The organism is Pseudomonas sp. OST1909, from assembly GCF_015277575.1.
Lineage (GTDB): Bacteria > Pseudomonadota > Gammaproteobacteria > Pseudomonadales > Pseudomonadaceae > Aquipseudomonas > Aquipseudomonas synxantha_A.
The window spans coordinates 4,331,157-4,344,554 of the sequence record NZ_CP063780.1; the positions used below are offsets into that span (position 1 = coordinate 4,331,157).

The following is a 13,398-nucleotide window of genomic DNA, read 5'->3' on the forward strand; positions in this document are numbered from 1 at the left end:
ATATGTACTCGGTATAACTGTGTTGGCTGTCAGGCCGTCATCGCAGGCAAGCCAGCTCCCACATTTGGATCGCGTCGCATCATTTAGATAGTCGCTGGCAGTCAAGCCGCCATCGGGAGCAAGCCCCCTCCCACATTGGTACTCGGTGCAGCCAGGATTATTGAGCCGGCCGCAACAGTTGCATCTGCTGGCGATAATCATCAGTCACCTGCCGTGCCTGGCTGCTGCTGGTAATGACTCTTGGCGTAATGAGCACTATCAACTCTGTACGGTCCTTGGACTTGCCAGTATTGCCAAACAACCACCGCAACCCCGGGATCTTGCCCAGATAAGGCACGGCACTGACACTCTCGGCGTTGTCCTGTTTGATCAACCCACCAAGCAATACCGTCTGCCCACTCTGCACCGCCACCTGAGTCGACACCGAGCGTGTGGAAATGCGCGGGTTCACCGGCGTCTCACTGCTGCCCGCCGGGTTCTGGGCATCACTGACCTGCTGCTGGATATCCATGTACACCAGCCCGCCCGGATTGATGCGCGGCACCACATCCAGGATCACCCCGGTCTGCACGTATTCGACACTGCTCAAGGTGGTGTCGGCGTCACCTGTGTTGACGGTGGTCTGGCTGATGGGAATGTTATCGCCCACCTGAATCTGTGCCGGCTGATTGTTCATCACCACCAGCGACGGCGCCGACAGCACCTGGGTGCGGCCGTTGGTTTCCAGGGCGTGCAAGGCCACTTGCAGGTTGGAGCTGACAAAGGAGTAGAACAACGAATCCGCCGCCCCCAGCCCCGCCCCGCCACCGCCCAGGGCGCCTTGGCTGCCGGAGGCGTTCGCCACCGTGGTGCTGGTGGAATTGCCCGCCAGGCGGCCGAGATACCACTGCACACCCAGGTCCAGTTCACCGGTGAGTTTGACCTCCAGGATGCGGGTCTCGATCTGCACTTGCAGCGGTGGGTTGTCCAGGCGCTTGATCGCCGCTTCGATCTCTTTCCATTGCGCCGGACGGGTGCGCACCAGCAGCTGGTTGCTGCTCTTTTGCGCGGTGATGCGGGTGCCGGCTTCGAGGTCGCTGGTGGGGGGCGCCTGGGTATTTTCGGCAGGTTCGGATTCAGGTTCGTCGGGTGCAGGCGCTGGGACATTGGCCTGCAGCCCAGCGCTGGTGGACGAGGATAACGTGGTGGTACGCAACCCCGGCGCGACCTTGGCCGGTGCATCGTCCTTGATCGCACCATTGCCGTAGATCTGCCGCAAGTATTTGGCCAGGTCGGCGGCCTTCATATTGCGTACGTCGTACACATACATCTGCGGCTCGTTGCCGCCGCCCTCGTCGATGGTACGAATCCAGTCACCCACCTCGCTGAGGTACTCGGGCTGAGACGAAATCGCCACCACCGAGTTGGTGCGCTCGACCGGCAGAAATCGCAACATGCCCGCCAAGGGCGTGCCGCTGTCGGCGCCGAACATGGCTTGCAGCTCAGGCATCAGTTCGGCCACCGAGGCACGTTGCAGGCCGAAGACCGCCACGGACATGCCCTTGAGCCAGTCCACATCGAAAGTGTCGATGGTGTCCTGGTAGTTGGCCAGCTCTTCCGGGGTGCCGGCCAGGCTCAGTACGTTGCGCGCCGGGTCGACCAGCAGAAACGCATTCTCTCGGGCGAAGGGCTTGAGCAGTTTCTGCATCTCGGTGGCGGAGATGTAGCGCAGCGGGAAGAGTCGCGCCGAGAGCCCGCTGGAGGGCTGCGTCACGCGCATCTGCGGCACCAGCTTGCCCGCCACCGCCTGGCTGGCCGGCAGAATCACGTAGCGGTTGCCCTGTTTGATCATGGCGTTGTCGGTCCAGGACAGCAGGGTTTCGAGGATCGACAGCGCCTGCTGCTTGTCCACCGGTTTTGACGTGGAGAAGCTGACATTGCCCTTCACGCCCTCGGTGATGCTGTAGTTCTCGTGCAGCAAGTCGCCCATTACGCTGTTGATCACCGCTTCGATGGGCTGGCCCTGAAAGTTGAAGACGATGTCGCCGCCCTCCTCCTGGGCTTTTACCGGCGCAGTGGGTTTACGCACGAACGTCTGATTGCCACGAATCAGCTGGCGCTGCGGCGGCGACTTCGCCTCGGGCAGAGCGCTTTGCATCGCAGGCGCCGCATTCGGCGGGCGTTGCGAACCGGTGCCTTGCAGCGCCTCGTTCAGCAGCTGGTCGTCCGGATCAAGGCGGTCGGGTAAGGATCCACAACCGCCCAGGGAGACGGCAGTGGCCAGGCAAAACAGCGAAGTGCGCATATCGATCAAGGGAGGGGCTCGCGGGGATGGGAAATCAGGGGTAACCGCTTGCCGTAGAGGCTCAGGGTCTGGGTGCGCCCGTTGAGGGCGAAACGGGCGTATTGCGGGGTCAGGTGCTCCAGGCGCCAGCCGTTGGGCAGCGTCTGGCCCAGGCGCACCGTCAGGGGTGGGCCGCTGGCTTGCTTGAGCATGGCCATTTGCAGGTTGCCGGTGATCATGATGCCGCTGAGGGTCAGGTTGGCCAGGCTCGCCACCTGGGTCTTGCCGACCACGCTGTCCGGGCGTCGATCGGGGCTGAACAGCGGCGTCTGCCAGGTGCTCGCGAGTTCTTGCAACGCCGGCGCCGGTGCGGCCTGCACAGTGACGGAGGGCTGTGCAGGTGCAGGCGCCTGCGGCAACCATCGCGGTTGATCACCGATGCTGCTGAGGATCACCGCCATCAGTACGCCCAATAGCCCGGCCAAGCCGAGCAAGCCCCACTCCAGGGGGCGCAGTGCACCGTTCATGGCGCCACCTGCGCCGGTTGCAGGTAGCCACGCACCAGCAGTTGCACCGCCAGCTTGCCCGCCCCGCCAGTGGCCGGTGCCTGTTTGCTGCGGCGAATGCGCAACTCATCGACAAACAGAAACGGCGGCTGGTATTCCAGCGCGTGCAGGATCGCGGTCAGCGGTTCGATGGCGCAGTTGAGCGTGAGGCTGACCTTGACCTGCCGATAGGGCTCGCTGCTGTCCTGTTCGGTGGTGATGGGTTTGCGCTGGGTGAGGTTGCAGCCGCCGCCCAGGTTGGCGTGGCTGTTGATCAGGTCGGCCAGACGCTGCATCAGATCGGCGGCGACCACATCGGGGTCATCGCCTGGCAACAGGCTGGCGCTGCTGGCCGGGTCTTGCCGCGCCAGCTCAAGCTGCTCGCGCAATGCATCGCCCTGGCGCAACACGGCGGCGTAGCGTTGCTGCTGCTCACGCAACTGCTGGGCTTGCTCGCCCATGGTACGCAGCGGGCCGGCGAACCAGCTGTCGATCAGCAACCAATAGGCCGCACCGAGTACCACGGCCAGGAGCAACAAGGCACCGCCACGACGTTCACGGGGTGTGAGGGGTCGGCGCATCGGCGGCCTCCTGGCGTAAGTGGGCGCGCAAGGCAAACTGGTCCTTGCCGGTGCGCGCATCGGGTTGAATCACCCCTTCGAACTGGGCGTTGTCCAACCGCCGACAGCCTTTGATGCGGGTGATCAGGCCACTGGCCTTGGCACTTTGCCCGGAGAAGGTCACCTCAGCGTCCTTGACGTCCAATTGGTCAAGCCAAGTGTCGGCGGGCAGGCAAGTGGTCAAGTCATTGAGCAGCGCAGCCAGCGGCGGTTGCGCCAGTTTGCGCTGGGTGAGGTACTGCGCCGCGCCGCGGGTATTGAGCAGTTGCTGGCGCAGGGCGTGCACCTGGGCGACCTGGGCCTTTTGCTGCTGCACGGTGGCGTGCATGGCGTCGAGTACACGCTGGCGGTCGTTGAGCCACAGCAACATGGCGGCGATCAGCAAGGCACCACACAGCCATGGCAGGCTGCGCTGCAAATCCTTGCCCCTTCGGCGTTGGCGCGAGCGTAACGGTGCCGGCAGCAGGTCAATGCCCAGGCCCGCCACATCGACGCGATGGGGATGCAGACCGAGGGCAGCGCAGTCGCTGAGAATCCGGTCCAGACGCTCGCGCAGGATCGCCACCAGCGTGACCTCAAGGTGGGTAGGTGTGCGCTGCTCCTGACGCGCCACGAAGTACAACTGCTCGACGTCGAACGGGGTGTAGCGGTCCAGTTCATAGCCGACCACCGCCGTGAGGTTGCGCGCGGCCGCCAGGGGCAATTGCAGGCGTTGCTGCAGCACCACGTCAGGGTCGAGCATCAGCACCTGGCAGGCGCTGCCGGGGATAACCGGCGCCGTCAGCGGCCAGTGATGGACCTGCTCAGGCGGCTCTTGTGGGGCCAGCCAGCTCGGCACACAGCCGCGCAGTTCGGTGAGCCACAGGCGCCAGCCTTGTTGCAACAGGCTGCCGCGCCACTGGCGGGCGATAGGTTCAAGTCGATTCATTCTTGCCACCGCACCACCCGATAGGGTTGTGCACGGTCCTCCGCGGGGCTCAATAAGACGGTGAGTTGCAGGCGTGCCTGATAGCCGCCGGGGCGCTCGGCACGGCTGTCGATTTCCAGCACCTGGCCGGGGTCGGCGCCCTCGGCGTTTTGGCGTGGCAGGTTCAATGCCTTGCGCATCAAGGGGCTGGCAAATGCCGGATCGGGTCGATCCAGGTCGCTCCACAAGGTCATTTCCGGCAGCAATTGGCTGTACAGCGCCTGGGTCATACCGGGCAGTTGCCGCACTTCTTCCAGCACCCGAAACGGCGCCAGGCCCTGATGGCGCCGAGCCTCAAGCGCCTGGACCAACTGATGGGCCTGGGCCGAGGTAGCGCCGCAAGCCAGGGCCAGGTGCAGCAAGTCACCGGGGTCGGCGTTGACCAGGTACAGCTTGCCGCGCTCACTGCGCAGGCGGACCTGTAGGCGGGCGTCGTCGAAGGTCAGCGCGATGGCACGCCCGTCCGCCACCCAGTGCCGATCAGCCATGACCTGGGCAATACCGGCTTCGGCGGCCAACAGCGTCTGGGTGTGCTGGCGGTACCACAGCGCCTGGCGACTTTGCAGTTGCACCCAGGCAGCCAAACCGCCGAGCAACAGGCTGAGTAAAGCCAGCACCCACAGCACCAGCAGCAACGCCGCTCCGCGTTGGCACTTCATTGTTCACTGCTCGCGCTGCCGAGGTTCAGGCGCAGGGCAATCACTTGCGTCAGCCACGGCACCGGCCCGTTGACGCTGGCGTCGATGCGTACTGCGACAGGCAAGCGCCTGGGCCAGGGCCATGCGCTCAACCAGCCGGTGGGCTGGCCCACGGGCGATACACCGCGATAACTCAATTGCAGCGCCTCGACGTTATGCAGCAGCACCTGCGGTTCAGCGCGCTGGGCGTTGGCAGCGGATTGCAACTGCGAAAACGCCACCTGAAAATCCTGCTCTACCCGTTGCAGGGTAAAGCGCTGGATGCCCCCGCCGAGCACGCCGGGCAAGGTCGCCACAAACTGCAAGCGCTCTGCCGTACCGATAAAAAAACCGTCGGCCTGGCTGTCGTCTTCAATGATATCCAAGGGCAACGCCTCGCTGATCGCGGTGCGTAGAAACTGTTGGGCGGTGCGCATTTCATCCAGGCTCACGGTGTAACTTTGGGCCTTGGCCACCGCCCGATTGGCGCCCAGCAACGCAGCGCCCACCAGCAATAACAATATCGAAAGCAGGCTGAGCACCACGAGGATCTCCAGCAAGGTGAAGCCCTGCTCGCGGCGCTTCACAGGCGGGCCTTCAAGGTGCTGAAGCGGGCCTGATGCGCGCCTTCGCGCAGGTTCAGGTCGAGACGAAACAGATGGGGCTGTTGCCGGGTACTGGTCAAGTGCCAATGAATGCCATCAAGTTCGCCTTGCAAGGTGCCTTCGCTCAGCGGGCCGGCCGCTTCCTGGTCCAGCAGCGTGAGCGCGGCCTGGGTTAGCCGGTCGCTGTGGGCAACCTGGGCCAACGAGCGCGCACTCTGGCCGAAGACAACCAGCAACACGCTGCTGCACACCGCCATCAACGTCAGGGCCGCGAGCATTTCCAGCAGGGTAAAACCGGCCTGATGCTTCATGGCAGCGCCCTGGACTGCACGCTGCCGGTGAGCCAGCCAATGTCGATACGCCAACGCCGGGCGCCGCTGGCCAGCAGCAGGTTGCCGCCGGTGGAACTGCCATCGGGGTAGAACACCACGGCGGCGCCCGCCTGCTCGGCACTGTGCAGCGTCACCTGCAACGGTGCCTGCCACTGTTGCGGAGCACGCCCTGGAGCCCGGAACGTCAGACGTTGCAGGTCGAATTCGGTGCGCGCCGCCTGGCCGCTGACGATCGCCCCCGCCCGCGTGGCGCGCAGTGCCTCGACCATCTGCCCCACCACCCGCCGCTCCTGAGCCACTTGCAGCCCCTGGCGCACACCCAGCCCCAGCAACCCGGCCGCGACGCCGATCAATACAATGACCACCAGCATCTCCAGCAAGGTAAAGCCGCGCTGGGCCATGGCCGGGTTACTCCCAGTTACCCAAATCGGCACTGTAGCCCTCGCCGCCCGGTTGACCGTCCTGGCCGTAGAAGATCAGGTCGAAGGCGCCATGCTGCCCGGGGAAGCGATAACCGAACCCGTGACCGAACGGGTCCTTCAACTCCGAAGGCTTGGCATAGGGACCCGCCCAGCTGGAGGCATTGGCGGGCTTGTCGAGCAGCTGTTGCAGGGTGTTGGGCGGCGCGCCCACATCCAGGGCGTAGCTGTCGATCTTCATGCTCAAGCTCGCCAACTGCGCCTTGCCTGCACCGTATTTGCCCTTGTCCACATTGCCGCCGACCTGGCGCACGACTATGGTTGCGACGATGCCCAGCAGCACGATCACCGCGAGCATTTCCAGCAGAGTAAAGCCGTTTTGGCGGTGCCGGGTTCTCATTGATTCCACTCCATGAAGGTTCATATATGGCTGGTGAGGCTCATCAGCGGCAGCATGATCGCAAGCATGATCACCGCCACCAGCACCGCCATGATCACGGTCAGCGAGGGCACCAGCGCAGCGAGCAGGCGGTCGATCGCGCGCTTGGCCTCGACGTCGAAGATGTCGGCGACCTTGAGCAACATGCCGGGCAGTTCACCGGCGTGTTCGCCGACCTCGATCATTTGCAGGGCCAACTGCGGCAACAGCGGCTGACTGCCAAACGCTTCGGCCAGGGTGCCGCCGCCTTTGACCTGTTGCGCCGCCAGCGCCACTTGCGCCTGCAATGCACGGTTGCTGCAGACCTGCCGGGCGATCACCAGCGCGGGCAGCAATGCCACGCCATTGCAGAGCAAGGTGCCGAGGGTGCGAGTCAGGCGTGCGGCTTGCACCCGTTGCAGCAGCGGGCCGACCACACGGATGCCCAGCAGATGACGGTCGTAGCGTTCGCGGCGGTTGGGGTCGCGCAGGCGCGTCGCCAGGAGCCCGGTACTGATCGCCAACCCGGCCAACAGCACCAGGCCATAGGCCGACAAAAACTCGCCAAGCCCCAGGATCACTTGGGTGATCAACGGAATCGGCACGCCCAGATCCTGAAAAATCGGCACGAATTGCGGCACCACATAGGCCAGCAACAGCGCCAGGGAACCCAGTACGCCCACCACCAGGAACGCCGGGTAGATCAGCGCGTTGATCACCTCGCCACGCAGTCGCTGGCTGCGCTCCAGGTAGTCGCTGAGCTGGCGCAGGGTGTCTTCCAGCGCACCACCGGCTTCGCCCGCGCGCACCATGCTCAGGTACAGCGCAGAAAACGTATCGCCCTCTTCCTCAAGCGCAGCCGACAGCGGTTTGCCGGCCTTGACCTGGTCACGGATGCGCTCGATCAAGGCCCGCACCTGGGGTTGGCCGGGTTGTTTGAGCAGCAGGTTCAACGAGCGTTCAAGGGGCTGACCGGCGCCGAGCAGCGTCGCCAGTTGCTGGGTGAAACTCACCAGCGCTGCCCCCTTCAACGGCCCGCGTACACGACGTAACGAGGCACTGCCCGTCGTTTCGATATGCAGCAGCAACCAGCCACGCTTGTGCAAGATGGCGACGGCGGCGGCCTGGTCAGCAGCTTGCAGCGTGCCGCTCTGGGCGACGCCCTGGCTGTCCAGGGCACGGAACTTGAACAGGCTCACGCATCCTCTCCACGGGTGACGCGCAACACTTCTTCCAGGGACGTGACGCCCGCCAGTGCCTGACGCAGGCCGTCTTCATACAAGGTGCGCAAACCGCCGCGGCGGGCGGCTTGCTCAAGGGTGACGGCGTCGGCGTGGGCCATCAGCAGGCTGCGCAACTCGTCATTCATCACCAGCAATTCGGTGAGGGCGCTGCGGCCGTGGTAGTCGCCGTGATACAGCAGGATCGGACGCTGCTCGGTGAGGCGATCCAGGCCGTGTTCCTTGATCAACGCCGGCGGCGCCTGGAACGCGACCCGTGTGGCCGGGTCCAGGCGCCGCACCAGGCGCTGGGCGAGAATGCCGCTGACGGTGGAGGCGATCAGGTAGCTTTCCACGCCCATGTCCAGCAAGCGTGTGATGCTGGCGGCGGCGCTGTTAGTGTGCAGGGTTGAGAGCACCAGATGGCCGGTGAGTGAAGATTGGACGGCGATGCGGCAGGTTTCCAGGTCGCGGATTTCACCGATCATGATCACGTCCGGGTCCTGGCGCACGATGGCGCGCAGCGCTCCGGCAAAGTCCAGGCCGATGGCGGGCTTGACCTGGATCTGGTTGATGCCTTCAAGCTGGTACTCCACCGGGTCTTCCACGGTGATGATCTTGCGTTCGGCGGTGTTGAGCCGCGACAGGGCGGTGTACAGCGTGGTGGTTTTACCCGAGCCTGTGGGCCCGGTGACCAGCAGGATGCCGTGGGGCCGCTCAAGCACATCAAGAAAGGCTGCCAGGCGCTGACCATCAAAACCCAGGCTTGGGAAGTCGAACTGCACGGTTTGCCGGTCCAACAGGCGCATCACCACCGACTCGCCGAAGCTGGTGGGCACCGTGGACACGCGCAAATCCAACGCCTTGCCCTGGATGCGCAGCATGATGCGCCCATCCTGGGGCAGGCGCCGCTCGGCGATGTCCAGGCGCGCCATGATCTTGACCCGCGAGATCACCGCCGCCGACGAACTGGCGGGCGGCGCTTCGGCGTCGTGCAGCACGCCATCGATGCGGTAGCGCACCTTGAGCTGGTTTTCGAAGGGTTCGATATGGATATCCGACGCCCGTTGTTCCACGGCGCGTTGCAGGATCAGGTTGACCAGGCGAATCACCGGCGCTTCGGAAGCCATGTCTTTGAGATGCTCGATATCTTCGAGGGCACCACCCTGCTCATCGAGGTTTTCGATCAGCGTGCCCATGGCCGAACGACCCTGGCCGTAGTAACGCTCGATCAGGCTCTCCACGTCGGTATGCGCGCCGATGGCCAGCCAGACAGGCACTTGGCAGGCATACGCCAGGGCCTGGAACGGGTACCGCTGCGTCGGGTTGGCGGCCAGCACGCGCAGGCCGCCCTCGTCCCAGCCCATGGGCACCAGGTGGTAATGACGCAGGAAGCGCTCGGTCACGGCGGGTAATGGGTCAAGCAACGGCGGCGCAGCGTCGGTCGCCAGCAATGGCGCAGCCAGCAGATCGGCCCAGGCGCGGGCCAGTTCGATTTCGGACACCAGGCCCAGGCGCGTGAGTAAACCCAGCAGGTCGCGAGGGTCATCGGATAAGCGCCGAGCGCGTTCCAGATCCAGCGTTTTAAGCCCGGCGTGCTGCATCAGCCACGCGCACACCTGGTCGGTGTGCGGGATGTGCATCTTGCAAGCATCGATGGGGGCTGAAGACATCATTGAGGAATATCTAACGTTGCGAAAAGTATGGCTATTTGGAACTACCGAACAATGCCATTAGTTCGCCACAGCCGATGCAGGAGTTAGCCGGGGGTATCGACTGGAAGTTATAGCTCTAGTTCCGGCTGGCGGGAAATTAAATACAAAACATTGCCAAATGCACTGATTTAGAGCGTTAGCAGCCAATAGCCACTAGTTGCACTTAGCCATACCCCGTAATGACTAGGTACTTTCCCTTTCAATTAACTGACAGTGCAAAAGATTCAAGCGTGCAACTTCACCCTCGATCGGTAATACACCCAGACTTTGTAGAACGCGGGTGGCGGCTAATACACCAATCTCAAGGGCCGGTGGCTGGATCGTGCTGAGGCTGGGCAGCAACATCTGTGCGAAGGGGTAGTCGCCAAAGCCCAAGACGGCGCAGTCCTGCGGGATGTTCAGCCCCGCACGCTGACCGGCCAACAAACCGCCGGCAGCCAGGTTGTCGTTGGCAAAGAAAATCGCGTCGGGCCTGGTCACCTCCCCCATCAGCGCCTCCATGGCCTGCTTGCCCGCCTCGAAAGGCGCACGGTCGGCGTCGGGAACAAAGACCCACGGCTGCACACCCAGCTCGCTGAGGGTCGCAGTAAAACCATCACGGCGCTCCAGCGCGCTGAAGTCGCCCGCCGCGCTGTTCTGCACGAAGGCGATACGCCGATAGCCCTTGCCATGCAGGTAGCGCGCGGCAGTGACGCCGACTTGATAATGGGAAAACCCCACTTGCAACGGCTCGCGCTCCGGCACGTAGTCCCAGGTTTCCACCACCGGGATGTCCACCTCGGCGATCATCTTTTCGGTGCCTGGGCTATGGAAGCGGCTGGTCAGCACCAGCGCGGCCGGCGACCAACCAAGAAAGGCGCGCACCGCGCTTTCCTCTTGCTCGATGCTGAAATAGCTGGACGCCAGCAACAGCTGGTAGCCGTGGCGACTGAGGGTATCGCTGAAACCCTGCAAGGTATTGGCAAAGATCGGCCCCGAGATATTCGGAATCACCATCGCGACGATTCTGCCTCGCGCAGAGGCCAAGCCACCGGCCACCAGATTGGGCACATAACCCAATTGCGCCACCACCTCGGCGATACGCTCACGGCGTTCGGGCGAGACCTGCTCCGGCTGGTTGAAGTAACGCGACACGGTAATCGCCGACACCCCAGCCTGGCGTGCCACGGTGCTCAGTGTGACGCGTCCGGCGCCCCGGCGTTTGCGCGGTGTGTGTTCGTCCACGGAATGACCCTGTAAAAAAGGAATATAAAACTAATTTATTAGTATTTGACGCTCTAAGCTGCGCCTTCAATAATGCCGATGTTAGCGCTAACAAGGCGCAGTGTCTGCTACTCGCTCGAGCGAATGCCCAGGACATTTTCACAGGCGCTGGCGGTCGCAGAACCGCAGCGGACCAGGGTATTTTTTCGAGCGGGCACAGCATGCATAACTTTCCACGGCACACCCATTTATTGCTTCTGGCCAGCCTCAGCGCCCTGCCCGTCTGCGGCGCTGTTGCAGCTGACGAGCAAGAGCCCACGCTTCAATCCGTGACGGTCACCGCTACCCGACGGGAAGAGTCGCTGCAAAAAGTCCCGGTGGCCGTCTCGGTGCTCGATGGCGAACAACTGGAGCGCGACAACCGCAACGGTGTGGCGAGCATCGCCCAGCAGGTACCGTCACTGAACTTTCGTACCGGCGCGTCGAACAAGGACACCTCCCTGTTCGTACGCGGCGTGGGCACCATTTCCACCTCGCCGGGGGTGGAGCCCACCGTGGCGACGGTGATCGACGGCGTGGTTTATGCGCGCCCCGGCCAGGCCACCCTCGACCTGCTCGACCTGGAGCGCATCGAGGTACTGCGCGGCCCGCAAGGCACGCTGTTCGGCAAGAACGCGTCCGCCGGCGTGCTGAATATCACCAGCAAGGCGCCGACTGCCCAGACACACGGGTTTATCGATCAGTCGTTCTACAGCGGCAATGAAAGCCGCACGCGGTTCGGCATCGGTGGCAGCCTGGTGCCGGAGGTGCTCAAGGGCTCGATCAGCACCTTGTTCGGCAGCTACGACGGCAACGTCGACAACCGCCACAATGGTCAGGAGGTCAACGGTTACAACCACAAGGGCATTCGCGGCAAGCTGGAGTTCACGCCCAACGACGACGTGAAGCTGACCCTGATCGCCGACTACATGCAGTCCCACGATGACGCGCCCAATGGTGTGGTCAGCAAGTCCCTGAGCCCGGCGTTCAGCAATGCCTTGAGGCCAGTGCGCGCCTCAAGTGACAACCGCGATATCAACACCGATACCCGCAGCCGTGTGCAAGACATCAACAAGGGCCTGTCGGCGCAGTTGGACTGGAACCTGGGCGACTACACCCTGACCTCGATCACCGCCTGGCGCGGCTGGGACAACACCCAATACCAGGACGGCGACCGTCTCGGCACCGTCACCGCCGCCTTCCCCGGCACCGCCGACAAAGGCGACCTGGCGTTCGACCAGTACTCCCAGGAGCTGCGTCTGGCCTCGCCCAAAGGTGAGTTCCTGGAGTATGTCGGCGGCCTGTTCTACATGCATGGCAAGGATGAGGAAACCTATCAACGCACCCTCACGACGACTGCGCGTGTCGACCGTGGCATCGCCGACTACAGCACCACCAGCGACAGCTACGCGGCATTCGGCGAGACCACGCTCAACTTCACCTCGCGCTTTCGTGGCATCGCCGGCTTGCGCTATACCCATGACGACTTGAAGTACGACCATCGCCGCGTGTCCACCTCTGCCACCACGGTCAGCGGCATCCAGCCGGCGACGGCGAGTTCCGGCTCGGTAGATGAGGACGGTTGGTCCGGCCGACTGGGCGTGCAATACGACATCAGCGACAGCGTCACCAGCTACCTCACCTACTCGCGTGGCTACAAAGGCCCGGCCTACAACGTGTTCTTCAACATGCAGCCGCGCGACACCGAGGCGCTCAAGCCGGAGACTTCCAACACCTGGGAAGCCGGGATCAAGGCCACCGCCTGGCACAACCGCCTGACCACCAACCTCGCGGTGTTCCACAGTGACTACGACAACTACCAGGCCAACTTTTTCGACACCGTCGCCGGCCAGGTAGTGACACGCCTGATCAATGCCGGCAGCGTCAGCACCGAAGGCGTCGAGCTCGATTACGCGTTGCAAGCCACCCAGCAACTCAAGCTCTCCGGCGCCCTGGCCTATACCCGAGCGCGCATCGATCAGTTCGCGTGCCCGGCAGGCGCAGCGGCGACCTGCAACGTGAATGGCAAGCCATTGCCATTCAGCCCGGACTGGAAAAGCTACGTGCGTGCCGACTACAGCATCCCCCTGGACAACGGCCTGGATGTCGAGCTGGGCACCGACTACAGCTGGCAGAGCGAAGTGCAGTACGACATCAGCCAGAACCTGGACACCAAGCAAGGCGCGTACGGCATCTGGAACGCTAGCGTGGCCCTGGCCGACTACACCAATGGCTGGCGCGTGGCGCTGCTGGCCAAGAACCTCGCCGACAAATCCTACTCACCGCTGTTGGCCAGTGGCGGCAACTACATCTACCGCGCCGTACCCCGTGACGATGAACGTTACTTCGGCGTGCAACTGCGCAAGGACTTCTAG

At 63.6% G+C, this 13,398-nt stretch carries 13 protein-coding genes; 1 reads left to right on the plus strand and 12 read right to left on the minus strand.

The features are described 5' to 3' along the window. Nucleotides 1-157: 157 nt before the first annotated feature. The 12 genes from gspD to IH404_RS18690 all read right to left on the minus strand — a co-directional run bounded on the left by gspD (nucleotide 158) and on the right by IH404_RS18690 (nucleotide 11,005). A complete protein-coding gene (gene gspD, locus IH404_RS18635) occupies nucleotides 158-2,284 on the minus strand; it encodes a type II secretion system secretin GspD (RefSeq protein WP_194438742.1) in 2,127 nt (708 codons plus the stop codon). 5 nt (nucleotides 2,285-2,289) lie between these two features. Further along, a complete protein-coding gene (locus IH404_RS18640; protein ID WP_194438744.1) occupies nucleotides 2,290-2,790 on the minus strand; it encodes a general secretion pathway protein GspN in 501 nt (166 codons plus the stop codon). Then, nucleotides 2,787-3,389 carry a type II secretion system protein GspM gene (gene gspM, locus IH404_RS18645; protein WP_005789622.1) on the minus strand — a complete coding sequence of 201 codons (603 nt, stop codon included), beginning with the start codon at nucleotides 3,387-3,389 and terminating at the stop codon, nucleotides 2,787-2,789. The genes IH404_RS18640 and gspM overlap by 4 nt, the downstream gene beginning before the upstream one ends. Then, nucleotides 3,364-4,356: a PilN domain-containing protein gene (locus tag IH404_RS18650; protein ID WP_194438746.1), complete on the minus strand. Its 993-nt coding sequence runs from the start codon at nucleotides 4,354-4,356 to the stop codon at nucleotides 3,364-3,366. Before IH404_RS18650 ends, gspM begins: the two co-directional genes overlap by 26 nt. Next, nucleotides 4,353-5,054, minus strand: a complete 702-nt coding sequence (locus IH404_RS18655; protein WP_194438747.1) for a general secretion pathway protein GspK — start codon at nucleotides 5,052-5,054, stop codon at nucleotides 4,353-4,355. The genes IH404_RS18650 and IH404_RS18655 overlap by 4 nt, the downstream gene beginning before the upstream one ends. Beyond that, the gene (locus IH404_RS18660) at nucleotides 5,051-5,659 is read right to left on the minus strand and encodes a prepilin-type N-terminal cleavage/methylation domain-containing protein (protein WP_194438748.1); all 609 of its coding nucleotides are present in this window, start codon (nucleotides 5,657-5,659) and stop codon (nucleotides 5,051-5,053) included. The genes IH404_RS18655 and IH404_RS18660 overlap by 4 nt, the downstream gene beginning before the upstream one ends. Next, a complete protein-coding gene (locus IH404_RS18665; protein WP_194438749.1) occupies nucleotides 5,656-5,988 on the minus strand; it encodes a prepilin-type N-terminal cleavage/methylation domain-containing protein in 333 nt (110 codons plus the stop codon). Before IH404_RS18665 ends, IH404_RS18660 begins: the two co-directional genes overlap by 4 nt. After that, the gene (locus tag IH404_RS18670) at nucleotides 5,985-6,410 is read right to left on the minus strand and encodes a GspH/FimT family pseudopilin (protein WP_005789632.1); all 426 of its coding nucleotides are present in this window, start codon (nucleotides 6,408-6,410) and stop codon (nucleotides 5,985-5,987) included. Before IH404_RS18670 ends, IH404_RS18665 begins: the two co-directional genes overlap by 4 nt. A gap of 7 nt (nucleotides 6,411-6,417) precedes the next feature. Next, complete coding sequence (gspG, locus tag IH404_RS18675; RefSeq protein WP_087945255.1) at nucleotides 6,418-6,828, minus strand: type II secretion system major pseudopilin GspG; 411 nt, start codon at nucleotides 6,826-6,828, stop codon at nucleotides 6,418-6,420. A 20-nt stretch (nucleotides 6,829-6,848) separates the two neighbouring features. Further along, complete coding sequence (gene gspF / locus IH404_RS18680) at nucleotides 6,849-8,045, minus strand: type II secretion system inner membrane protein GspF (RefSeq protein WP_194438750.1); 1,197 nt, start codon at nucleotides 8,043-8,045, stop codon at nucleotides 6,849-6,851. Beyond that, nucleotides 8,042-9,739 carry an ATPase, T2SS/T4P/T4SS family gene (locus tag IH404_RS18685; RefSeq protein ID WP_194440696.1) on the minus strand — a complete coding sequence of 566 codons (1,698 nt, stop codon included), beginning with the start codon at nucleotides 9,737-9,739 and terminating at the stop codon, nucleotides 8,042-8,044. Before IH404_RS18685 ends, gspF begins: the two co-directional genes overlap by 4 nt. 225 nt (nucleotides 9,740-9,964) lie before the next feature. Next, the gene (locus IH404_RS18690) at nucleotides 9,965-11,005 is read right to left on the minus strand and encodes a LacI family DNA-binding transcriptional regulator (protein WP_194438751.1); all 1,041 of its coding nucleotides are present in this window, start codon (nucleotides 11,003-11,005) and stop codon (nucleotides 9,965-9,967) included. Nucleotides 11,006-11,205: 200 nt separating this feature from the next. Between IH404_RS18690 and IH404_RS18695 the strand changes: the two genes are divergently transcribed. Further along, nucleotides 11,206-13,398, plus strand: a complete 2,193-nt coding sequence (locus IH404_RS18695; RefSeq protein WP_194438752.1) for a TonB-dependent receptor — start codon at nucleotides 11,206-11,208, stop codon at nucleotides 13,396-13,398.